Below are 23,437 nucleotides of genomic sequence, written 5' to 3' on the forward strand. Positions count from 1 at the left end.
AAAGTATAACGCCTGGGAGACTAGGTGTCCTTTTTTTGCAAAAAAACAGGCCTAAGTTTCTCAGTGTTGAACTTAATCAACACTAAAAAGCTTAGACCCTTTTTTTGTTTTTTGATTATATAGGTTTTTTGGATTTAAGCAGCATATATAACAAAGGGCAGCAAAAATGTTGAGCATTTATTTTATCTAGCCTAATCGGGCTCCAGCAGGCAGAGACTTGCACCTAGCGAGAAAGCCACACAAATCCAGACCCGGGATTTCTGCGACTTCCCCACTAGGCTCCAGTCTCTAAACGCCTGCTTTCGCACCTTGGTTTTGCCTTGACTCTTTTCCCCTTCCGCAGTAAATTTAACCTATAGTTGCACCCAAAAGGAGTGTTTATATTGATGAAGGTTAAATTTAACGGTGAAGAAGTTGAATTAGAAGGTAACCCACCTCAAGTTGGGGACCAGTTACCCAAGTTTAAGTTGTTCAATCAAAATGGTGAAAAGGTTAAAATGGCCCAATTAATTGGCAAGCCACTCGTACTTTCTATCGTGCCTGATCTGCAAACCCCTGTCTGCAGCACCCAGACCCACAAGTTTAATCAGCAAGCTGACCACTATCCCGATGCGACCTTTGTGACCATTTCCAACAACACCCTCCAGCAGCAGAAGAATTGGTGCGGTGCCGAAGGAGTCATTAACCTGCAAGTCTTGTCCGATGAAGAATTGTCATTTGGCTACGCCACTAACCTGTATTTGCCTAACATGGGCGTGTTGACCCGTGCAGTGATCGTGGCTGACGCAGAAGGTAAGATCACTTATGAAGAAATTGTTGATGACGTGGCTAACGAGCCAGATTATATTGCTGCGTTAAATGCAATCGAAAAATTAACATCTAGAGTTGACGATTAGTCTAAAATTGGCTATCATATCGAGTATAAGCAATGAGCAAGAGAGTAGATCACCTGGTTTTGTGCAGAGAGAAGACCCTTGGCTGAAAGGTTTTTCTAACCGCTGATCAAAAGTAGCTTGCGAGCTGTCAGACTGAACGAAGTAGGTCTGACCGGAGTGACATCCGTTAACGATTGTTATTAAGAGGGGTTTAAAAGCCCAATTTAGGTGGTACCGCGAAAAGCATTTCGTCCTATTTTTATAGGATGAAGTGCTTTTTTTCTTACATAACAATCAATCACGAAAGGGAGAAATCAAATGACAGATAAGTCGACAGAAATGCCGCCCAAGTACGATCCGCAAGCTGTTGAAGCCGGCCGGTACGATGAGTGGCTGTCAGAAGGGTTATTTAAACCCAGTGGAGATAAGAAAGCTAAACCGTATTCAATCGTTATTCCGCCGCCAAATGTTACCGGTAAACTGCATTTAGGCCATGCTTGGGATACGACCTTACAAGATATGATCATTCGCCAAAAGCGGATGCAGGGCTACGATACACTCTGGTTACCCGGCATGGATCATGCTGGGATCGCCACGCAGGCGAAGGTTGAAGCCAAGCTGCGTGAACAGGGTATTAGCAGATACGACCTTGGCCGCAAGAAGTTCGTGGATAAAGTCTGGGAATGGAAGGACGAATACGCCAACACCATTAAGGCACAATGGGCCAAGATGGGCTTGTCGCTGGACTATTCCCGTGAACGGTTCACTCTGGACAAGGGTCTTTCTGACGCGGTTAAAAAGGTCTTCGTTTCACTCTATAACAAGGGCCTCATCTACCGTGGTGAATACATTATCAACTGGGATCCGCAAGCGCGGACTGCTTTGTCTGACATTGAAGTGATCCATAAGGATGATAAGGGTGCTTTTTACCACGTCAAATACAAGTTTGCTGACGGTAAGACCAAGTTAAACGGCAAGGACTACATCGAAATTGCCACCACGCGTCCGGAAACCATGATGGGTGATACAGCCATTGCCGTTAACGCCAGTGATGAACGGTATAAAGATGTGGTTGGCAAGAAAGTTATTTTGCCACTGGCTAACCGGGAAATTCCAATCATCACCGATCAGCATGCTGACCCTAACTTTGGGACTGGTGCCGTTAAGATCACCCCAGCCCATGACCCGAATGACTTCTTGGTTGGTAACCGGCATAATCTGGAGCGGATCAACACCATGAACGAAGACGCTACCATGAACGAAAAGGCCGGCAAGTATGAAGGCCTGGATCGTTTCGCAGCTCGTAAAGCCATGGTTAAGGATCTGCAAGATCAAGACCTGATGCTGTCCATCGAACCCATCGTCCACTCCGTTGGTCACTCAGAACGGACTGGGGTTCAAGTTGAAGCCCGGTTATCGACTCAGTGGTTCGTTAAGATGAAGCCATTGGCCGAACAGGCTTTGAAGAACCAAGAAACTGATGACCGTGTTGACTTCGTACCAGGACGCTTTGAGCATACTTTCTCACAATGGATGGATAACATTCACGATTGGGTCATCTCACGTCAGCTCTGGTGGGGTCATCAAATTCCTGCTTGGTACAACAAGAAGACCGGTGAAACCTACGTTGCTGAACAGCCGCCAAAGGACATCGAAAACTGGGAACAGGATAAAGACGTTTTGGATACCTGGTTCTCAAGCGCCTTATGGCCATTTTCAACCATGGGCTGGCCGGATACGGATGCGCCTGATTACAAGCGTTACTTCCCAACTGACACGCTGGTAACGGGTTACGATATCATCTTCTTCTGGGTCTCACGGATGATCTTCCAGTCCCTTGAATTTACCGGTCGCCGGCCATTCAAGCACGTGCTGCTGCACGGTTTGATTCGTGATGAACAGGGTCGCAAGATGAGTAAGTCTCTGGGTAACGGGATCGATCCCATGGATGTGATTGATAAGTACGGTGCCGATGCTTTGCGCTGGTTCTTATCCAACGGTTCTACGCCTGGTCAGGATATGCGCTTTACCTACACCAAGATGGACGCTGCCTGGAACTTTATCAACAAGATCTGGAACGCTAGCCGTTACGTCATTATGAACCTGGGCGACATGACCAAGCCAGAACTGCCCGATGAATCCGAATGGGACCTGGCTGACCGCTGGATCTTAAGCCGGTTGAACAAGACGGTGGCCCAAGTCACTGAACAGTTCGATAAGTTCAACTTTGGTGAAGCTGGCCGGGCGCTTTACGAATTCATCTGGGATGATTTCTGTGACTGGTACATCGAAATGAGTAAGGAAATTTTGACCGGTGATGACGAAAAGGCTAAGGCCAATACTCGTAACATTTTGGCCTACGTTTTGGACCAGACGCTGCGTCTATTGCACCCAATCATGCCATTTGTGACCGAAAAGATCTGGTTGACCATGCCGCATGACGGTAAGTCATTAGTCGTTGCCAAGTACCCAGTAGTTCACGCTGAGTTTGACAATCAGCAGGCGGAATCACAAATGGGCAACTTGATCGAACTAATCAAGGCTGTCCGGAATATCCGGGCTCAAGCCAACGCACCAATGTCTTCTGAAATTGATGTGCTGATCAAGACGGATAACAAGGAACTGACTCACGTGTTTGAAACCAACCGGGACTACATTGACCGCTTCGTGCACCCTAAGAAATTGACCATTGGCGCCGACGTTGAAGCACCAAAATTGGCCATGACTGGGATCATCACCGATGCCGAAGTCTATGTCCCACTAGCTGAACTGGTTGATCTAAACGACGAAGCCGCTCGGTTGAACAAGGAGATCAAGAAATTTCAAGCTGAAGTTGACCGTGCTAAGAAGAAATTAAGTAACGAACGCTTCGTGGCTAACGCACCTGATAATGTGGTCGCCGGCGAACGTCAAAAACAGGCTGATAATGAATCCAAACTCAAAGCAACTCAGGATCGTTTGGCTGCCTTGAAAGCTGAACAGTAATTGTTGCGCATGTTATAATACAATTTAGAATCAAGAAGGGCGGGATCAACATTGATTCCGTCCTTTTTAAATTGAGAAGAGTGGAGAAATAGTCATGGTGGAGAATTATGATGAAGCGTTAAGTTTTATCCATGGACGAACCAAGTTTAAGAAGAGCGAAAAAAGTGACCATTTAAATCGGATGCGTAAATTTATGGCGTTGCTGGGGGATCCCCAAAAAGATTTATCAGCCATTCACGTGGCTGGGACCAACGGTAAGGGCTCGACGGTCGCCTATTTGCGTGATCTCTTGATGTCGCAAGGCTACACGGTGGGTACTTTTACGTCACCGTTTTTAGTTCGGTTTAACGAACGAATCTCGGTGGATGGCAAGCCCATTTCAGATGATGATCTGGTGGACTTAGTGAACCGGGTTCAGCCAGTTGTGGTGGATCTGGACGCCCACTATTCAGAGGGTGGCCCGACTGAATTTGAAATTATCACGGCCATGATGTTTTTGTACTTTAAGACTCAAGTCGACGTGGCGGTGGTCGAAGTCGGTATTGGCGGTCTATTAGACTCCACCAACGTGTTCACCCCAGCCGTTTCGGTGATCACCACCATTGGGTTTGATCATATGAAACTGCTGGGTAACACCTTGCCTGAGATTGCGGCACAAAAGGCCGGTATTATTAAGCCCAACGTCCCAGTTGTGGCTGGCCGGCTACCGGATTCAGCCATGCAGGTCATGGTTCAGACGGCAAAGACCAATCACAGTCAGCTGTACCGGCTAGGTCATGAAGCCACAACGACAATCAAGTCGGAAGCCGGCTGGCAGGAAAAGTTTGATTACCACTTTAAAGATAATCACTTTAAGGGCCTAAAGATCAGTATGCTGGGTGACTATCAAGTCGATAATGCCAGCTGTGCGCTGACCGCTTTTATTTTGTATCAGGAACAGACCCATCAGCCGATCAACCAGTCAGATATCGCGCAGTCATTGGCGAAGACCGTCTGGGCCGGTCGCTTTGAAACCATCAACCAAGAGCCGCTGATTGTTATCGACGGCGCTCATAATGAACCAGCATTTCAAGAATTGACCGCATTATTAAAGCAGCGTTTTAGTCAAACTGAAATCTACGTTCTAGTGGGCATACTGGCGGATAAGCAGCATGATAAGATGCTGGCAACGCTGCGGACGGTGCCTAATCTGCACATTATACTGACTACTTTTCAAGGACCAGGTACGCGGGCGGTCACTGACCCAGAAAAATTAGCCGCCCAGTATCAAGACGACGACCGCATTGAAGTCATCGATAACTGGCAGCTGGCAATTGGGGCGATCTCCCAGCGGATGTCGGCTGATGATCTGTTCTTGATCACCGGTTCGCTGTACTTTATTTCCGACGTGCGCGCCTTCTTTAAAGCGTCATAAAAACCGTAATATTTATTTTCCATTAAATAATAAATTAATACTTGCCAGACCGGTCTATAATTGAGTATGCTTTTAGTCGGCGAGTAGTTATTAAATTTTTGAGGTATGGTATAATAACACCTAGCAAATTAACAAACAATCAGATGAATGATTGTGGCTAAATGAAGGGATGAAACAGATTGTTCGGAATAGGAACTAAAAACATTGGTATCGATCTTGGGACTGCCAACACGATCGTTTACGTAGACGGTAAAGGCATCGTATTACGTGAGCCTTCAGTTGTCGCCAAGAATTCGAAGACCGGCGAGATCGTCTCAGTCGGCGAAGATGCAAGAGCAATGATTGGGCGGACACCAGCAAGTATTGTTGCCATTCGGCCAATGAAAGACGGCGTGATCGCCGATTATGATACAACCGTTGCAATGATGAAGTATTATATTCAAAAGACGTTGGGCAGCTCAAATGGCAAGCCTTACGTCATGGTTTGTGTGCCTAGCGGTGCGACAGAAGTTGAAAAACGGGCGGTTATTGACGCCACCCGTGTTGCCGGTGCCCGTGACGCTTACGTGCTTGAAGAACCATTTGCTGCTGCCATTGGTGCTGGTCTTCCTGTGATGGATCCAACCGGTAGCATGGTGGTCGACATTGGTGGTGGGACTACTGATGTGGCAACTATTTCACTGGGTGGCATCGTTTCATCCCGCTCGATTCGGATGGCCGGTGACAAGCTGGACGAAGCTATCGTGGCCTATGTTCGCCAGCACTTTAACCTGCTGATCGGTGAACGGACTGCTGAACAGCTGAAGTGGGATATTGGTTCTGCTTCCAAGAGTGCCGTTAGTGCGGATGATGTGTCTTCAATCCGTGGCCGTGATTTAATTACGGGTCTGCCCAAGACGATCGACGTCTCGGCGGTTGATATTGCGGAAGCCATTCATGAATCAGTTGAAGAGATCATTACTGCCGTTAAAGAAACCCTTGAAGAAACATCACCTGAAATTGCGGCTGATGTGATCGATCACGGGATCGTGTTAACTGGTGGCGGTGCATTACTGCATAATTTACCAGACGTTATTGCCGATGCCACTAAGGTGCCCGTGTTTATTGCTAACGATCCACTGGATTGTGTTGCAATTGGGACTGGTGAATCACTTAAAAGCATTGACGTTATGAAAAAGAAATAGCATTCGGGAGTGAGGCATTGGTTCTGGGTAATTGATCATTGCCACATTTGGAATTGATCGATTAGGAACACCTCCAGCCGTGTAAGCAAATAATTCCGTATGTTCAATTTCAGAACATACGGAATTATTTAATTATGGGTATTCGGAAAAGGCCGCACTTTTTAATGTTTTAATGTTAACAGAGAACGAGTCAATTGAGTTGGCTCATTCTCCAATCACTGGAGGATGATCATGCATAAATTCTTTTCAAACCGACGATTAGTGATCATAATTATTTGTCTAATTGTCAGCTTTGGGTTAATGAGTGTCTCCGTTGCAATTCGCAACAAGCGGTCGACACCGCCTATGGTTCAACAGTTTGGCAACGACGTGGTGGGCTTGGTTAACCGCGTGGTTGCTTGGCCTGTTAGTGGCCTTAATGGATCAGTAACCGGTTTTTCTGATTTAATGAATACTTATCAAGAAAACCAGCGCCTAAAGGGTCAAGTCCAAGAACTGGCACAGACTAAAGTTCATGATCAAGCAGTTAATCGAGAAAACCAAAAATTGAAACAGGAACTCAAGTTAAATCAGTCGCTGACCAACTATACACCGGTCACCGCTAATGTGATTGCCCGGACACCATCTGCATGGCAGAACCAGGTAATTATTGATAAGGGGTCCTCAGCTGGTGTTAAGAAGAATATGCCAGTACTGTCAGGCTCCGGGGTTGTTGGCCGAGTTGCTGAAGTCAACCGGACGAATAGTAAAGTTGAATTACTCTCAAACAGCAGTGAATCTGCCAACCGGTTTGCGGTGACAATCACCACTAAGAGCGGTAAAACGGTTAATGGGATCCTTTCCGGTTATAACCATAACAAGAACTTAATCGAAATGGGTAACGTGACTTCAAAGGCTAAGATTGAAAAGGGCGATAAGGTTGCCACTAGTGGTTTAGGTGGCGTGATGCCTGCTGGGCTGTTTGTTGGTACAGTGGCTACCACTGGGACTGATAATTACGGCTTAGCTGCCAAAATTTCAATTAAACCGGCAACCAATCTTTCTGAACTGAGTGTTGTCACTGTAGCAGTTAGACAGGCTCAAACAACCAATTAAGGAGGCAAATATGTTACGAGTAACTAAATTACGTTACGGCTTTCCAATTGGGTTGTTATTGTTTTTTTACTTAGACGGTATTTTAGGCGCAGCCTTTCCACGGCAGCTGTTTAGCGCGCCGTACGCGATGAGCAGCTACTTAGTTGTGCTGTGGTTAGTACTATCGGTCTTCTTTGAAGATGAGCTTCAGATTCCACTAACCGTTTGGGCAGCCATTGCGGGTGGCCTATTCGATGTTTATTACACGGGCATCTGGGGTATCTTCGTGTTTATCTTTCCAATCGTGGTTGGCCTAACAAGGGCGTGTTATAAAGCCTTTCCAATTAACTTTTTGAGTGGTTTACTGGTTTATTTTATCGACATTACCGTGGTCTGCACGCTCAGTTACTTTGGTAATCTGGTCGTTCACATGACGACCGCCTCATTTGCAACAATGATGGTCGATTCACTAGCACCGACGCTGGCCTACAATTTAGCGGCTTACGTCATACTATATTTTCCAGTTCAATGGTTATTCAATCGTTTGCGGAATTAAAAAGGGGTCGGGAGTATGCAAGCTGTAGTGTTACGCGGTAATCAGAATGGTTATCAACTTGTGTTAGATCAAGCAGCTAGTTTTAAAGCTATCGAGGAGACACTTAGGGGACTTCTTGATAATTTAGCTGCTAGTTCCAATGCCACTAAATCAATCAGTTTTGATGTGATCAGCAATCACCGTTTATTGACGGCTGAACAGAATCAAGCACTAGAACAGATTTTTAGTAAGTATGATCATTTTCAGATCCACAAGGTCATTCCGGATGTGATTACGATTGACGACGCCATTCACATCAAAGAACAGGATAACGTTCATTTGGCCACCCAGACGATCCGTAACGGACAGACCCTTGAACTAAAGGGCGACGTCTTATACCTGGGTGTGATCAATGAGGGCGGCCGTTTGTTAACGACGGGCAATATCTACGTCATGGGAACGTGTTTGGGTATCTTGCAAGCCGGTTATCCCAGTAACGAAGAAAAAGTTGTCATCGGTGATCTGCAGCGCACACAGCAAGTTCGCATTGGTGAGCAAATCAGCATTGTGGAGACTGATCAGCCGACAAAGGGCAGTCAGACCGTTGCATACGTCAACGACTTACACGTATTGGAATATGGTCAATTAAGTGATCTAAAAACGATTAATCCAAAGATTTATCACCAAATGGGAGGCTAACTGAAGATGGGAAAATCAATTGTAATCACCTCTGGTAAAGGGGGTGTCGGCAAGACAACTTCCAGTGCCAATATTGGGACCGCCCTCGCATTGATGGGGAAGCGTGTCTGTTTAGTAGATCTAGATATTGGTCTGAGAAATCTGGACGTTGTGCTGGGCCTTGATAACCGGATCATCTTTGACATTGTTGATGTGGTAGAAGGCCGGGCTAAACTGGCGCAAGCCTTAGTTAAAGATAAGCGGTTTGACGACCTGCTGTACCTATTGCCGGCCGCACAAAACACGGATAAAACCGCGCTGACTGAAGATCAGGCTAAAGACATCGTTGACGAATTGAAAAAAGATTTCGATTACGTACTGATCGACTGCCCTGCAGGAATCGAGCAAGGCTTTCTGAACGCCATTGCTGGCGCTGATGCGGCAATTATCGTGACAACACCGGAAATCTCCGCTGTTCGCGATGCTGACCGAGTGGTTGGCTTGTTAGAGGAAAATCCGTTAAAGGAAGAATCACAGTTGCTGATCAACCGGATTCGTGGCCATATGATGGCTGACGGGGATGCGATGGACGTCGATGAGATCACGCATCATCTGGGTGTTCCGCTGTTAGGCATTGTTTTGGACGATGATGAAGTCATTGCTACCTCTAATCGGGGTGAACCCATTGTTTTGGAGTCTGAAAACGCTGCTGGCAAGGGGTATCGAGACATTGCCCGGCGACTGGAAGGCGAAACGGTGCCGCTGATGAAAATTCAGCAGCCCAAAACCAGTTTCTGGTCTAAAGTTAGCCACTGGTTCTCTCGTGGTTAAAGGGTTTGAATGAAAAGTAAACTGCGGTTTCACTGAATAAGAGTTGACAAAGAATATATTTAAGATATAATGAGAATTAATCTAATAAAACAAACGTTGATTGGACTAGTAATCACGATTAATTAAGCAGAGAGCCCGCGCAGGTGAGAACCGGGCAGTTAATCGTGACGAATCACATCCAGGAGTTGACTTTCTGAACGAAGTAGGAAAGCTCCGGTAAGCTCGTTATCGCTGAAGTTTATTATATAAACTTACTGAGGTTGGCTGTGTGAACAGTCAGCGAATCAGAGGTGGAACCGCGAAATTATCGTCCTCTTGGCATATTGCCAAGAGGACTTTTTAATTTCATAGTAAACTTCATGAGGATTGCTGTGTGAGCAGTAATCGAATTAGAGGTGGAACAGCGATATTGTCTTGTCGCCCTCTTGAACTGAGTTTTAGTTCAAGAGGGCTTTTTTTATTAAGAAGGGGGAGTCATTATGTTACACTATGTATCTCAAATTTTACCATCCCTACTGAGTGGGGCTTGGATGACGATCAAAATTTTCTTCTGGACGCTGATTGCTTCGATCCCGCTGGGTATCTTAGCTAGTCTTGGGTTAACGTCAAAGATCGCACCGTTGCGTTGGATCTTGAAATTTTACGTTTGGCTGATGCGTGGTACGCCATTGTTACTGCAATTAATTTTCGTTTTTTATGGGCTACCAATCATCGGGATTATTTTCCAGCGTTATGACGCTGCGTTGTTTGCCTTTATTCTCAATTACACGGCTTACTTCGCTGAGATCTTCCGGGGCGGTTTTCAATCGATCGACCCAGGTCAGTATGAAAGTGCGCGGGTCCTTCGATTAACCCGTGGTCAAACCTTACGTAAGATCGTGATTCCGCAAGTGATCAAAATTGTGGTGCCTTCAATCGGTAATGAAACCATCAACCTGATCAAGGATTCATCATTGGTTTACGTCATCGGACTTGGCGACTTGCTTCGTGCCGGGAACGTCGCGACTGCCAGAGATGTCACCTTGTTACCGCTGGTCTTAGTTGGGATTATTTACCTGTTGATGACGGCTGTTGCCACCTACGTTTTGCGCAAAGTTGAACAGCACTACCGGGCATGGCGATAAGCTAGAGAGGGGAAACGCGTATGCTAGAACTTAAAAAAATTAAAAAGCAATTTAACGGCCGCACGATTTTAGATAATTTTGATATGCAGGTAAAAGATAATCAGATCACGACGATCGTGGGCCCATCAGGAGCTGGTAAAACCACCTTACTACGTTGCATTAGCGGCTTGGAAAAGATTGATTCAGGATCCTTCACTTTAGATGGCAAGCCGTTTGATCCTGCTAACAACCGGGATAACGACAACGTTATTGGGGTCGTTTTTCAAGACTTTCAACTGTTTCCGAATTTAACGGTTTTGGATAACATTACTTTGGCACCGCAACTGGTATTGAAACAATCTAAGACGGATGCTGAAAAACGGGCTCAAAAATTGATTGACCAACTTAATTTGACTGGTAAAGAAGGCTTATATCCATACCAGTTATCGGGCGGTCAAAAGCAACGGCTAGCAATCGTGCGGGCCTTAGCGATGAACCCGAAGATCCTCTGCTACGATGAACCAACCAGTGCCTTGGATCCGGATCTACGCCAGACCGTTGAAGATATTATTCTGGGATTGAAAAAGCAAAATGTGACCCAGATCGTGGTTACTCATGATATGGAATTCGCTAAAAATATTGCTGATCAACTTGTTCGTGTTGAACCAATTAAAGCTTAGTGGGGAGGGGAAAAAGCATGAAAAAGAAAATTTGGCTTTGCCTAATCATGCTGGTCTGCACCGTCTCACTATTGTCTGGCTGCAGCGGTGTCAGTGTTGGTAAGCGGGCTAGCCACGTTGATAACTGGAATCGCATTGAGAAGCGCGGCTACGTGACCGTTGGTTTGGATGATACTTTCGTGCCAATGGGCTTCCGGCAAAAGAGTGGTAAACTGGTTGGCTACGATATTGATTTGGCCAGAGCGGTCTTTAAACTGTACGGCATCAAGGTCAGCTTCCAGTCCATTGACTGGTCGATGAACGCCACCGAGTTAAACAACGGGACGATCGATCTAATCTGGAACGGGTATTCTAAGACGCCGCAACGGGAAAAGAAAGTCGCCTTTAGTGATACGTATCTGCAAAATGATCAAACGCTGGTTTCGTTAAAGAAGAATCACATTAATTCCTATGCTGATATGCAGGGGAAGACCTTGGGAGCTCAAGCGGGTTCATCAGGGGCTCAAGATATCAGTCAGTACCCGAACCTGCTGAAGAACCGGATCAAGGGGAAGTCACCCGTACTATATGATTCCTTCACAAACGCCTTCATTGATTTGAACGCGGGCCGGATTCAGGGGATGATCATTGATTCAACGTATGCCGGCTACTACGTTAACCATGAAAGTAACCCTCAAGATTACGTGATCAACAACGGGTCATTTCCAAAGGAACAGTTCGGTGTTGGGATGCGGAAGACCGATGTTACGATGCGCCACAAGATCAACCGTGGCCTTAAGATCCTAGCTAAGAATGGGACGTTAGCTAAGATCAACCACAAGTGGTTTGGTAATAGTGCTGATTCACCATTGCTGAAGAATAATAAGTAGTTCCGACTAAAAAGAGCGAATTTCCAAATTTTGGGAATTCGCTCTTTTTAGTTGGGTTTATAGATCCGGAAAAAAGGTGTCATACAACGCCTTAATCGCAGCCTGAGCTTCATCTTGTTTAATACCAAACATCATGGAAATCTCTGAAGCACCCTGATTGACCATGGTCAGTTTAACGTTTTGGCGGGCTAACGCATCGGTTGCTTTGGACATGATTCCGGTTCGGTCTGCCATGCCTTCGCCAACCACCATCAGCAGCGCGTAATTATGTGAAATATGAATCTCGTCGGGCTGCAGTGCAATGACCAATTCGCGGATCAGTCTATCTTCTAGTTCGGGGGTGAGCTGATCTTGACGCATGATGACGGTGAGATCATCGATCCCTGAAGGCATGTGTTCATACGAAAGGTCATATTTAGCCAATAGGTTGAGAATCTTTTGTGAAAAGCGTTTTTTATCTAGCATGTATTTACGGATATAAATACCGCAAAAACCCGGCGAACTGGCAATCCCTGAAACTGGGTAGGCGGGGTTCACGCGCTTATGAGAGGTGATTGAAGTCCCGCGTTCACTGGGATGATTGGTGTTTTTAACGACCACTTGAATGTTGCCTTGAATCGCGGGAATCAGGGCCTCATCGTGAAAAACGGAGAAGCCAGCGTAAGACAGTTCCCGCATTTCTCGAAAGGTCATGTTATGAATGGCGATCGGGTGGTGGATGATGTGGGGATCAGCAGCGTAGATGGCGTCCACATCCGTAAAATTTTCGTAGCGTTTCGCGTGCACACCACGGGCAATAATTGCGCCTGTGATATCGGATCCGCCACGGGAAAAAGTACAGATCTGGCCCTGATCGTTATAACCGAAGAAGCCGGGAATAACGCGGACGAGTTTGCTATCAGCCCACTGGTTGATTTGCTCGTAGCTACTGGGAATGATTTCCGCGTCGTTGGGCGAGTCGGTTAACTTTAAACCAACGTCCTTGGGATCTAAATACTTCGCATTGACACCAGCAGTTTTCAGCACCTCTGCAAATAACATTGCATTTAGCTTTTCACCATGAGCTTTAAAAGCCGCCATCAAGTAACCGTCATCTTGATAGTCCTGTTGAGGGAGGCTTAAGATGGTTGTTTTGATTTTCTCGAACGCAGTCTGCGGCACTTTAAAGGCGGTGGCAATCTCTTCGTAACGCGCGATGATCTGACCCGTAATGGTTTCAGTCGGCGTGTTGTTCATAGTAGCCTTGGCGTATTGAATGAGCAGGTCAGTGACCTTAATGTCCCCTTTAAACCGTTTGCCAGGTGCGGAGACGATCACGAAGCGTCGCTGGTCATCTGCTTGAATAATTTTAACCACTTTGCTGACTTGAACAGAGTTGGCTAGGGAACTACCCCCAAATTTAACAACTTTCATCCTGATTCCCCCTATATCCGTGATTTAACATTAAGAATAGCAAAGAAGTTGGTTAGAACGCAAGTTGGCTCAGCTAAATTGGTGCCAATTTTAATGGTTATTTGAACGGCTACAAGGAAGCGGCCGATATGCTGTTGATTGCAGGCAGTTACCGTAATTATTTTGCATTTTTCAATCCAAAAGGGTGGCGTTTTAGCTATAAATCATCTAATATGGTTTGGTAATGTCCAAAGGAGGGCGAAAATTGGCAACCCAATTAGCAAAGGGCGTGTGGTTGAACGTCATTCCCACGACCCAATTCAAAACAATTAGTATGACGGTGGATTACATTGCGCCTGGTAACGTTCAGGAGCTATCCAACCGCATTTTATTAGCGCAGTTACTGGAAACTTCCAGTGCTGAGTATCCCACCCAAACATCATTAGCCCAGAAACTGTCGATGATGTATGGCGCCAGTTATGGCGTGAATGTATTTCGCTACGGTTTGCAAGAGGGACTGCGGTTTTCAAGTACGATCATTAACGATCACTTTATTGGCGGTGAATCACTGCTAAGTGAAATGGTCAGTTTCTTACACAGTGTCATTTACCGGCCGTTAGTAACCGATAAAGCCTTTGAACCCACGACTTTTGGCCGTCAGAAACAAAATCTGATGGCTTATTTAAAGTCTTTAAATGATGATAAGCAATATTACGCTGAACAGCAGTTAGGCGAGCTGTACTTTAAAAATGAACCGTTCTTTGCAACCAGCCTCTACGGTGATGCTGAAACGATTGCGGGTATCAGCGCGCAGTCGCTCTACACGACTTATCAGCAGCTGTTGGCAACTGACGAGATTCAAATTACGGTGGCCGGTGACGTTACCGAAGCGGATCTAGTTAGTATGCTGGCTCATTGGCAGTTGCAGGATCGTCAGGTGCATGACAGAGAGGTAATCTACAGACGTCCCGAAGCCGAACTGGTGTCAAAGACTGAGGGCCAGCCGTTGCAGCAGTCCAAATTAAACATCGCGTATAAGTTACCGGTCTATTACCGAGATGCAGATTACTATAAAGCCATCGTGTTTAATGGCCTATTCGGTGGCACACCGATCTCAATGCTGTTTAAGAATGTCCGCGAGAAAAACAGTCTGGCTTACTATGCTTCCAGCCGTTTTGATGGATTTACCGGAACGCTTCTGGTACAAGCTGGTATCGACCAGTCCAACGAACAGGCGGTTAAAACGATTATTGCTGAACAGCTGACTGCTATTACTAAGGGCCAGTTTAGTGATGAAGTTTTTGATCAGGTAGTTGCTAGCCTGATCAACGGCCGGGAATCACGGTTAGATTCTCAGCGTTCCTTGGTCAATCAAGCGATGCTCGACCAGCTGCTTCACAGTAGCGTCAGCGCGGATGATTGGGTCAAACAGATCAAACAAGTCACGCGAGAAGACGTTGAGAAAATGGCCGAACAAGTTCATCTGCAAGCCGTTTATTTTTTGAAGGGAGAGGACGCCAAATGAAATCAAAACACTACTCAGACCTCGGCGAAACGCTCTATTCAGAAACGTTAGATAACGGGTTACGGGTCTATCTGCTGCCTAAAGCGGGGTTCCACAAGACCTATGCCGTTATGACGACGGATTACGGGTCGATCGACCAATCCTTTGTTCCGTTAGATGGGACGGAAGCTGTGACCCAGCCGGCTGGAATCGCGCACTTCTTGGAGCATAAAATGTTTGAGAAGGCTGATCATGATGCCTTTGATACGTTTGCGCACTTTGGTGGCAGTTCGAACGCCTTTACCAGCTATACGCATACCAGTTATTTATTTTCAGCAACCCATCATTTGAAAGAAAATTTGGAGACGCTGATAGACTTTGTCCAAGATCCCTACTTTACCGCCCAAACGGTGAACAAAGAAAAGGGCATCATTGGCCAGGAAATTCAAATGTATGAAGATGATCCTAACTCGCGGGCCTACTTTGGCACGATTGCGAACCTCTATCCGGATCAGCCATTAGCGGATGACATCGCAGGGACGCTGGCTTCAATCGATAAAATTAAAGCCGCGGACCTGTACCTAGCTCACAAGACGTTTTACCATCCCAGCAACATGAGTTTGTTTGTGGTCGGCCGACTAGAACCGACCGAAACCTTAGCATGGGTCAAGGCTGATCAAGCCGCCAAACAGTTTGCTAAACCAGCACCGATTAAACGTATTTTGCCGTCAGACACTCATCAAGTCATTGCCCATAAAAAACTGCTGATGCCAGTGGAACGGCCAAAAGCAACCATCGGTATTCGGGGAATGGATGACCTGCCGACAGGGATTGATCGACTGAAGTATGAAGATGCCTTGTCACTTGGATTCACGTTGCTGCTAGGTGAAACTGCACCAGATTTCTTGTCCTTGTATGACCAAGGCATTATTGACGATAGTTTTGGCTACAATATTGAATTGCAGCGTGGTGCCCACCACGTTATTATGGCCGGTGAAGCGGAAGATCCACAGACTTTCGAAAACGCGATAATGGACATTTTGCATCATGCAACTGATAAACTGGCAACCGCAAGTGATCGGTTTGAAGCCGTTCAGCGCGAGGCCATTGGCAGCACGCTGTCTTCATTTAACTCATTAGAGGCGATTGCTAATCAGTTCGATGATCGATTATATGGTGACGCCACTTTATTTGATGAAGTTTCGGTGATCAAGCGGCTGACAATGAACGATGTGATTCAAACCATGACGCAATTCTTGAGTACCGCTGGCATCAGTCTGCAAGAAATCGTACCTGGTCATTAAGAAAGTTTAAAAAAGTCCGCAGGCTGGAATTCAGCATTAAATCATGGCGTGACGTATGCTATACTAAAACTGTAATGACAAGATTTTAAAGGTTATAGGTGGAGAAAAATTTATGAGTGAAAATACTAAGTCAATTGGCGAAACGTTACGTGACGCCCGAATCGCTAAGGGTTATACGCTAGACGACCTGCAGCAGACGACCAAAATTCAAAAGCGCTATTTGATTGCAATTGAGGATAGTAAGTTTTCGGATTTACCAGGTGACTTTTACGTGCGTGCGTTTATTAAGCAGTACGCGCAGACCGTTGGGTTGGATGGCAGTGAACTGCTTAACGAATTTAGCGATCAGCTGCCAAGCACCAAAACGCAGGAATACGTGGACCGAGTCAATGAAGATAATCCTTCTACGCGTTCGGCACAGCGAAAAGTCGATGACCGTTCAGCTAAGATCAAGCGTCAAGTACCCATTGTGGCAGCCGTGATCGTAGTCGTGATCGTGATCGTTGGTATCTGGTTAGCAACGACTCGCAGTCCGCAGTCAAGTCGCAGTAGTCAAAACGTGGACAGCAGTTCCGTATCCGTTTCTGGGAGTACTGCTAAGTCAAGTTCTTCAGCTAAGAAGGCATCCAGCAAGAAGGCGTCATCTTCTTCTAAGCCCGTTTCGAAAGCTAGCTTCAGTAAGGTTTCGACTTCCGGCAACGCAACGACCTATACGATGAAGAATGCGCCTAAGACGAAAACGATTAAGGTCAGGACATCTAACAGCGCCTGGGTTGCCGTTACTTCAGCTGGCAATTCAGCCTTTCAAGGAACGGTTGCAGCTGGTAAGACGCGCACCATTAAGTTGAGTGCTAGCGCAACATCAGCTACCTTGAACTTGGGTAACGCACCAGCAACTAAAGTTACGATTGGTGGTAAGTCCTTACCATTATCAACGGCTACTAGTTCTGCAACCACGGCTTCGTCTACGACTACTGCAGGCAGCTCAACTAGCAGTTCTACTGCTAGCGCTGCTAGTTCATCAACGACGACGTCTCAAGTGCAAAACATTACCATACAATTTAAGTAATTCTAGTGAAGGTAAGCTGAAGAGCTTGCCTTTTCTTGAGAAATTAAGTATCTGGAGGGGACACCGTGAATTTACCTAATAAATTAACAATTGGCCGGATCATTCTCATTCCCATTTTTCTGATCATTCTGGCAGTACCAATGGATTGGGGGTCAGTCATCTGGTTATCGACCAAGATTCCAGTCACGCAGATCGTGGCAGCAATTATTTTTGCCGTGGCATCGATTACTGACTTTTTAGATGGTCAGATTGCCCGTCGGCGACACTTGGTGACCAACTTCGGTAAGTTTGCCGATCCGTTGGCTGATAAAATGATCGTGATGACCGCCTTTATCCTGTTAGTCCAAATGGACATGGCACCAGCTTGGGTCGTGGCCATTATCGTTTGCCGAGAATTGGCAGTAACTGGGTTGCGGTTGATCATTGTGGAAAATAGCGGAACTGTGATGGCTGCGGCTTGGCCGGGTAAAATAAAGACAACTTCACAAATGCTTAGTATTATTTTATTGCTGCTGAACAACGTACTCTTTATTGGCTTCCCGTTAGGCACGATCTTACTTTACATTTGCCTATTCTTTACGGTTTATTCAGGAATTGACTATTTCGTTAAGAACCGAAGCGTGTTTGCCGATTCATTTAATAATTAAATAACAAAGGAGGGGTGTTCTTGAGATGAGAGCAACCCCTTTTTGCTAAAATAAAGTTAATCAGATTGGAGACTGAGTGATGAACGCTGAAATTATTGCTGTTGGAACGGAAATGTTATTGGGTCAAATTGCCAATACGAACGGCGCCTATTTGGCACAGCAGTTGGCTGGTATCGGCATCAATGTTTATTATCAAACGGTCGTCGGGGATAATCCTGAACGGCTGGAAAAGGTGTTAAAAGTTGCGGAGAGCCGCAATGACCTCGTCTTAACAATTGGTGGTTTGGGACCCACTGAAGATGACCTGACCAAGCAGATCGTTGCCCGTCATTTGGGTGAACTCTTAGTCGTCGATGCCGACGCTAAAGCTAAAATTGACAGCTATGCCGCTACTAGTGGTAAGAACAAGACGCCGAATAACGCGAAACAGGAACTAAAAATTCAGCATGCCATCAGTCTGAAAAATCATAATGGGTTTGCTGTGGGTGACCTGTATCTGAATCAGCATGGAACTAGCTACGTGCTGCTACCAGGGCCGCCAGCCGAATGCCTGATGATGATCGACCGGGAATTGATTCCACAACTGAAAAAACACGGTGATCAAAACCGCGTATTTAATTCTAGGGTGCTGCGGTTTGTGGGGATCGGTGAATCTAAGCTGGTATCGGATCTCGCGGATCTGATCGATCATCAGACTAACCCAACCATTGCACCATACGCAAAAGCGGCAGAGGTCACGCTTCGGGTGACTGCTTCATCAACGGATAAGCAGCAGGCAGATACTTTGATACAGGGCATGGTCAATCAGATCTTAGCCATCGATGGACAATACTTCTACGGCTACGGTGATGATAATACTCTAGCCAGTGTCGTGGTTAATCAGCTGATCGACCGGAAGCTTTCCGTCACGGCGGCTGAAAGTTTGACTGCCGGTGAATTTCAGAGCACGATTGGCAGTGTTCCTGGAGTCTCAGCAGTCTTTCCGGGCGGTTTTGTGACCTATGCCAACGAAGCGAAGCATCAGTTGCTGTCGATTCCATCAGAAGTGATCAAAACTCAGGGTGTGGTCAGCAAATCCACGGCCATCTGGATGGCTCAGCAGGCCAAAGCCAAGATGCAGACTGACATTGCGGTCTCCTTCACTGGTGTAGCCGGTCCCGATGAATTAGAGGGACAGCCCGCTGGTACGGTTTGGATCGGCATTGCCTACCGGGATGAAGAACCGAAAGCCTTTTTGTATCACTTTACGAACGGCCGTCAGCGGATTCGGGCACGCTCAGTGATGGCGGGTCTGGACCTCATTCGCCGGCGGTTAGCGGTTCACTAAAAATGCGAACCTTTGTTCTGCTTTTGCTTGCAATTTTGTGTTGAGACAGGTATAGTTTAATTTGCAAATGGCGACTAAGGAGGAACACATGGCTGACGAACGACAAGCAGCGTTAGATGCTGCATTAAAGAAAATTGAAAAAAACTTCGGTAAAGGTTCTATCATGCGAATGGGTGATAAGGCTGATACGCAGATCTCAACGATTTCCAGCGGTTCACTGGCACTAGATAATGCATTAGGTGTTGGCGGGTATCCCCGTGGCAGAATCGTGGAAGTTTACGGTCCTGAAAGTTCTGGGAAGACGACCGTTGCTTTGCACGCGGTTGCTGAAGTCCAGAAGAACGGTGGAACAGCGGCCTACATCGATGCTGAAAACGCTTTGGATCCAGCTTATGCGACTAATTTAGGCGTTAACATCGATGATCTGTTGCTTTCACAGCCCGATACTGGTGAACAGGGACTCGAAATTGCGGATGCCCTGGTTGCCAGTGGTGCCGTCGACATGATCGTCGTTGATTCCGTGGCTGCGCTGGTTCCTCGAGCTGAAATTGATGGTGAGATGGGTGACGCACACGTTGGTCTGCAAGCCCGGCTAATGTCTCAAGCCCTGCGTAAACTCTCGGGGTCGATCAATAAAACCAAGACTATCGCGATCTTTATTAACCAAATTCGTGAAAAAGTCGGCGTGATGTTTGGTAACCCTGAAACCACGCCTGGTGGCCGGGCTTTGAAGTTCTACGCCACGATCCGTCTGGAGGTTCGGCGTGCAGAACAGATCAAAGAAGGCACCGATATTATCGGGAACCGGGTTCGAATCAAAGTGGTCAAGAACAAGGTTGCCCCGCCATTTAAACGGGCTGAAGTTGATATCATGTATGGGCACGGGATTTCTCAGACCGGTGAACTGGTGGATATGGCGGTTGATAAAGATATCGTGAATAAGTCTGGTTCATGGTATTCATACGGCGATGACCGGATTGGTCAAGGCCGTGAGAATGCGAAGACTTACCTGGCTGAACATCCGGATGTTATGAGTGAGATTCGGGCTAAGGTCCGTAAGGCTTATAACATGGATGGTACTGCTGACGATGATGCCACCGATACCACTACTGATACGACTAATACCGATAAGCAAGCTACCGAAAAAAGCGTTGAGGCGTTAGATCTTGATGTTAAAGATGCCAAAACGGCAAAAACAACTAAAAATAAACCTGCTAAGTCTTAATAAGCAGAATGAAAATCCAAGCTGAAGTGCAGCTTGGATTTTTTGCCGTCAAAAGGAGTAAAAATATATATTACAGCGATTAATTGGCTAATTTTGCCATTATTTTTTAATAAATCATTTTCTTAGCAACCGTTCACTACTCTTTTATTGACAGCGTTGCGACTTAACATTAGAATATTAGTTGTGTCAATAATCAATTAACATCTTAAAATTTACTGATTTAGCAATCAAAAATTTTGATGATGCGGAGGTGGAATCATGGGTATTCCTGAGATAATCCTCGCAATCATCGCTATCGTTGTAGGTGCTGTCATCGGATACTTTGTCCATAAGTCAATTGTTGAACGCAATTTGGACGCAGCACACGAAACAGCACAAGGCATTTTAGCTGATGCGAAAAAGCAAGCTGAGACTGATACCAAAGAGGCACTGCTTGAAGCCAAAGAGGAAGGTCATCGCTATCGATCGGACGTTGAAAAGGATTTAAAGCGGCAACGCGGAGAAGTCCAAAAACAAGAAGACCGGGTATTACAGCGAGAAGAAGCGCTTGATCGTAAAGATAACGCTTTTCAAAAGCGGGAAGATGTTCTCGAACGCAAGGAAAATAAATTGAGTTCGGAACAGCAAAAACTAGCTAAAACACAGCAACAGGCGGACTCACTTGTTGAAAAACGGCAAGCGGCTGTGGAAGAAGCAGCCGCGCTTTCTAAAGAGGAAGCACAGTCCCTGATTATTAATGATGCAAAGCAAGCGTTAAGTTCGGAACGCGCTAAGATGATTAAGGAAAGCAATGAACAGGCCGCTAAAGAAGCGGACTCGAAGGCTAAAGAATTAATCGTTCAAGCGATTCAACGCAGTGGGGCCGATATGGTATCTGATACCACAGTATCGGTGGTCACACTGCCTAATGACGACATGAAGGGTCGGATCATTGGTCGTGAAGGTCGCAATATTCGGACCTTAGAGACCTTAACTGGGATCGATTTAATCATCGATGATACACCAGAAGCCGTTGTTTTAAGCGGTTTTGATCCAATCCGTCGTGAAGTTGCCAAGATTGCCTTGGAGAAGCTCATTCAAGACGGTCGGATTCATCCAGCTCGCATTGAAGAGATGGTTGAAAAGGCTCGTAAAGAATTGGATGAGAAGATCCAAGACCTTGGTGAACAGACGGTGTTTGATCTGGGTATTCACTCGATGCACCCAGCTTTGATTAAGCTGGTTGGTCAGATGAACTACCGGATCTCGTATGGTCAAAACGTCTTAACGCATGCCATAGAAGTTGCTAAATTATCAGGAATTTTTGCCGCTGAGTTAGGTGAAGATGTCACGCTAGCAAAACGCGCAGGATTATTACACGATATAGGTAAAGCGGTTGAAAATGACGTGGAAGAGTCTCATGTTCAGATTGGGATTGATCTAGCGAAGAAGTACAAAGAAAGTCCGGTTGTAATTGATTCAATCGCGGCTCACGAGTCAACGGCAACGCCGCACTATGTGATTTCAGAAATAGTGGCAGCTGCTAATACGATCTCGGCTTCCAGACCAGGTGCACGGAGCGATTCACTTGAATCCTACATTCACCGGTTGGAAAAGCTGGAAAATATCGCTGATGAATTTGACGGCGTGAAGAAGTCATTCGCCATTCAAGCAGGGCGAGAAGTTCGCGTCATCGTTAAACCAACTAAAATTTCAGATTTGGACGCTGTTACACTGGCTCACGATATTAAAGAAAAGATTGAAAGTGACATGGATTATCCAGGTCACGTCAAGGTTTCCGTTATCCGTGAAGTTCGGTCGGTAGCGTACGCTAAATAGTCATTTAGCAAGGAGTATCCTCAAGTACTGGCAACAGTGCTTGAGGATACTTTTTTATACGGTAAATGTGTTAAACTAAAACGTGTTGTAATAGACTAAATTAGATAAGAGGATCAGCATGCGGATATTATTTATCGGAGACGTTGTCGGTGATCGTGGCGTCCAAATGATTCAAACTTACTTACCAAAATTGAAACGGGACTTGAAGCCTCAGGCAACGATTGTGAATGGTGAAAATTCAACACCTGTCGGCCGGGGTATCAGTCGCAAGATCTACAAGCAGCTGCTTGAAAGTGGCGCTGACGTTGTCACGATGGGCAACCATACGTGGGATAATAAGGAAATTTACGAGTTTATCGATGACACGACCAAGTTGATTCGACCAGCTAATTACCCGGGAAAAGATGTCCCAGGCCGGGGCTGGACCAAATTAAAGGTTAATCAGGCAACCCTTGCCGTGATCAATTTACAGGGACGGGTCTTCTTACCGCCGCTGGATGATCCGTTTGCGGTGGCTGATAAATTAGTGACTGAGATCAGAAAAGAAACTCCTGTGATCTTCGTTGATTTTCACGGCGAAGTGACCAGCGAAAAGCGCGCGATTGCGCTGTATCTAAAGGGTCGCGTGTCAGCAGTAGTCGGCACCCATACGCACGTGCAGACCAGTGATGGTCAAATTATCGACCATCAGACCGCGTTTATGACGGATGCTGGGATGACTGGCCCGGCTGCCGGCATTTTAGGTATGCAGCCCGCCAGTGTGATCCAACGTTTCTTAGATCAAAGGCCAGCCCGTTATGTAGTTGAGACCAGTGAACCCGGAATTATGTCCGGCTGTGTGATCGATGTCAATGATGAGACCGGGCACGCCACTAAAATCAAACCAGTTTTGATTGACGATGCCCACCCGTATGATTTGTAAC

Annotated in this window: 20 protein-coding genes and 2 other annotated features; of the genes, 19 read left to right on the plus strand and 1 reads right to left on the minus strand. The window is 46.2% G+C overall.

The window, feature by feature from the left end; genetic code table 11:
• The first annotated feature begins 386 nt into the window (after positions 1–386).
• The 11 genes from tpx to FFM73_RS08330 all read left to right on the plus strand — a co-directional run bounded on the left by tpx (position 387) and on the right by FFM73_RS08330 (position 12,228).
• Positions 387–896 carry a thiol peroxidase gene (gene tpx, locus FFM73_RS08280; RefSeq protein WP_137631325.1) on the plus strand — a complete coding sequence of 170 codons (510 nt, stop codon included), beginning with the start codon at positions 387–389 and terminating at the stop codon, positions 894–896.
• A gap of 23 nt (positions 897–919) precedes the next feature.
• Positions 920–1,134 (plus strand) — a binding site (T-box leader).
• Positions 1,135–1,193: 59 nt separating this feature from the next.
• On the plus strand, positions 1,194–3,860 hold the full coding sequence (locus FFM73_RS08285; RefSeq protein WP_137631304.1) for a valine--tRNA ligase: 2,667 nt from the start codon (positions 1,194–1,196) through the stop codon (positions 3,858–3,860).
• Between the two features lie 94 nt (positions 3,861–3,954).
• Complete coding sequence (locus FFM73_RS08290) at positions 3,955–5,274, plus strand: bifunctional folylpolyglutamate synthase/dihydrofolate synthase (RefSeq protein ID WP_137631305.1); 1,320 nt, start codon at positions 3,955–3,957, stop codon at positions 5,272–5,274.
• Positions 5,275–5,453: 179 nt separating this feature from the next.
• The gene (locus FFM73_RS08295; RefSeq protein ID WP_137631306.1) at positions 5,454–6,458 is read left to right on the plus strand and encodes a rod shape-determining protein; all 1,005 of its coding nucleotides are present in this window, start codon (positions 5,454–5,456) and stop codon (positions 6,456–6,458) included.
• A 231-nt stretch (positions 6,459–6,689) separates the two neighbouring features.
• Positions 6,690–7,553 (plus strand): rod shape-determining protein MreC, encoded by an 864-nt coding sequence (mreC, locus tag FFM73_RS08300; RefSeq protein WP_137631307.1) that lies wholly within the window; start codon positions 6,690–6,692, stop codon positions 7,551–7,553.
• A 10-nt stretch (positions 7,554–7,563) separates the two neighbouring features.
• Positions 7,564–8,088, plus strand: coding sequence for a rod shape-determining protein MreD (mreD, locus tag FFM73_RS08305; protein WP_137631308.1), 525 nt, complete (start codon positions 7,564–7,566; stop codon positions 8,086–8,088).
• Between the two features lie 15 nt (positions 8,089–8,103).
• Positions 8,104–8,766, plus strand: coding sequence for a septum site-determining protein MinC (locus tag FFM73_RS08310; RefSeq protein ID WP_137631309.1), 663 nt, complete (start codon positions 8,104–8,106; stop codon positions 8,764–8,766).
• Between the two features lie 6 nt (positions 8,767–8,772).
• Positions 8,773–9,576 carry a septum site-determining protein MinD gene (minD, locus tag FFM73_RS08315; protein ID WP_137631310.1) on the plus strand — a complete coding sequence of 268 codons (804 nt, stop codon included), beginning with the start codon at positions 8,773–8,775 and terminating at the stop codon, positions 9,574–9,576.
• Positions 9,577–9,663: 87 nt separating this feature from the next.
• Positions 9,664–9,894, plus strand: a binding site (T-box leader).
• Positions 9,895–10,055: 161 nt separating this feature from the next.
• Positions 10,056–10,700: an amino acid ABC transporter permease gene (locus FFM73_RS08320; protein WP_137631311.1), complete on the plus strand. Its 645-nt coding sequence runs from the start codon at positions 10,056–10,058 to the stop codon at positions 10,698–10,700.
• 20 nt (positions 10,701–10,720) lie between these two features.
• Positions 10,721–11,359, plus strand: a complete 639-nt coding sequence (locus FFM73_RS08325) for an amino acid ABC transporter ATP-binding protein (RefSeq protein WP_137631312.1) — start codon at positions 10,721–10,723, stop codon at positions 11,357–11,359.
• Between the two features lie 17 nt (positions 11,360–11,376).
• Positions 11,377–12,228 (plus strand): amino acid ABC transporter substrate-binding protein, encoded by an 852-nt coding sequence (locus FFM73_RS08330; RefSeq protein ID WP_137631313.1) that lies wholly within the window; start codon positions 11,377–11,379, stop codon positions 12,226–12,228.
• A 57-nt stretch (positions 12,229–12,285) separates the two neighbouring features.
• Here FFM73_RS08330 and FFM73_RS08335 read toward each other — a convergent pair whose 3' ends face one another.
• Positions 12,286–13,641 (minus strand): aspartate kinase, encoded by a 1,356-nt coding sequence (locus FFM73_RS08335; protein ID WP_137631314.1) that lies wholly within the window; start codon positions 13,639–13,641, stop codon positions 12,286–12,288.
• Positions 13,642–13,885: 244 nt separating this feature from the next.
• Between FFM73_RS08335 and yfmF the strand changes: the two genes are divergently transcribed.
• The 8 genes from yfmF to FFM73_RS08375 all read left to right on the plus strand — a co-directional run bounded on the left by yfmF (position 13,886) and on the right by FFM73_RS08375 (position 23,436).
• Complete coding sequence (gene yfmF / locus FFM73_RS08340; protein WP_171001252.1) at positions 13,886–15,145, plus strand: EF-P 5-aminopentanol modification-associated protein YfmF; 1,260 nt, start codon at positions 13,886–13,888, stop codon at positions 15,143–15,145.
• Positions 15,142–16,428, plus strand: a complete 1,287-nt coding sequence (gene yfmH, locus FFM73_RS08345) for an EF-P 5-aminopentanol modification-associated protein YfmH (RefSeq protein ID WP_137631316.1) — start codon at positions 15,142–15,144, stop codon at positions 16,426–16,428. The genes yfmF and yfmH overlap by 4 nt, the downstream gene beginning before the upstream one ends.
• Positions 16,429–16,540: 112 nt before the next feature.
• Positions 16,541–17,497: a helix-turn-helix domain-containing protein gene (locus tag FFM73_RS08350; protein WP_137631317.1), complete on the plus strand. Its 957-nt coding sequence runs from the start codon at positions 16,541–16,543 to the stop codon at positions 17,495–17,497.
• 65 nt (positions 17,498–17,562) lie between these two features.
• Positions 17,563–18,144, plus strand: coding sequence for a CDP-diacylglycerol--glycerol-3-phosphate 3-phosphatidyltransferase (pgsA, locus tag FFM73_RS08355; RefSeq protein WP_137631318.1), 582 nt, complete (start codon positions 17,563–17,565; stop codon positions 18,142–18,144).
• Between the two features lie 79 nt (positions 18,145–18,223).
• The gene (locus tag FFM73_RS08360) at positions 18,224–19,471 is read left to right on the plus strand and encodes a competence/damage-inducible protein A (protein WP_137631319.1); all 1,248 of its coding nucleotides are present in this window, start codon (positions 18,224–18,226) and stop codon (positions 19,469–19,471) included.
• Between the two features lie 88 nt (positions 19,472–19,559).
• Positions 19,560–20,696, plus strand: a complete 1,137-nt coding sequence (gene recA, locus FFM73_RS08365; protein WP_137631320.1) for a recombinase RecA — start codon at positions 19,560–19,562, stop codon at positions 20,694–20,696.
• 258 nt (positions 20,697–20,954) lie between these two features.
• Positions 20,955–22,514, plus strand: a complete 1,560-nt coding sequence (gene rny / locus FFM73_RS08370; RefSeq protein WP_054654049.1) for a ribonuclease Y — start codon at positions 20,955–20,957, stop codon at positions 22,512–22,514.
• Between the two features lie 118 nt (positions 22,515–22,632).
• Positions 22,633–23,436 (plus strand): TIGR00282 family metallophosphoesterase, encoded by an 804-nt coding sequence (locus FFM73_RS08375; RefSeq protein ID WP_137631321.1) that lies wholly within the window; start codon positions 22,633–22,635, stop codon positions 23,434–23,436.
• The last annotated feature ends 1 nt before the right edge of the window (position 23,437 follow it).

Source organism: Secundilactobacillus hailunensis, from assembly GCF_005405185.1.
GTDB lineage: Bacteria > Bacillota > Bacilli > Lactobacillales > Lactobacillaceae > Secundilactobacillus > Secundilactobacillus hailunensis.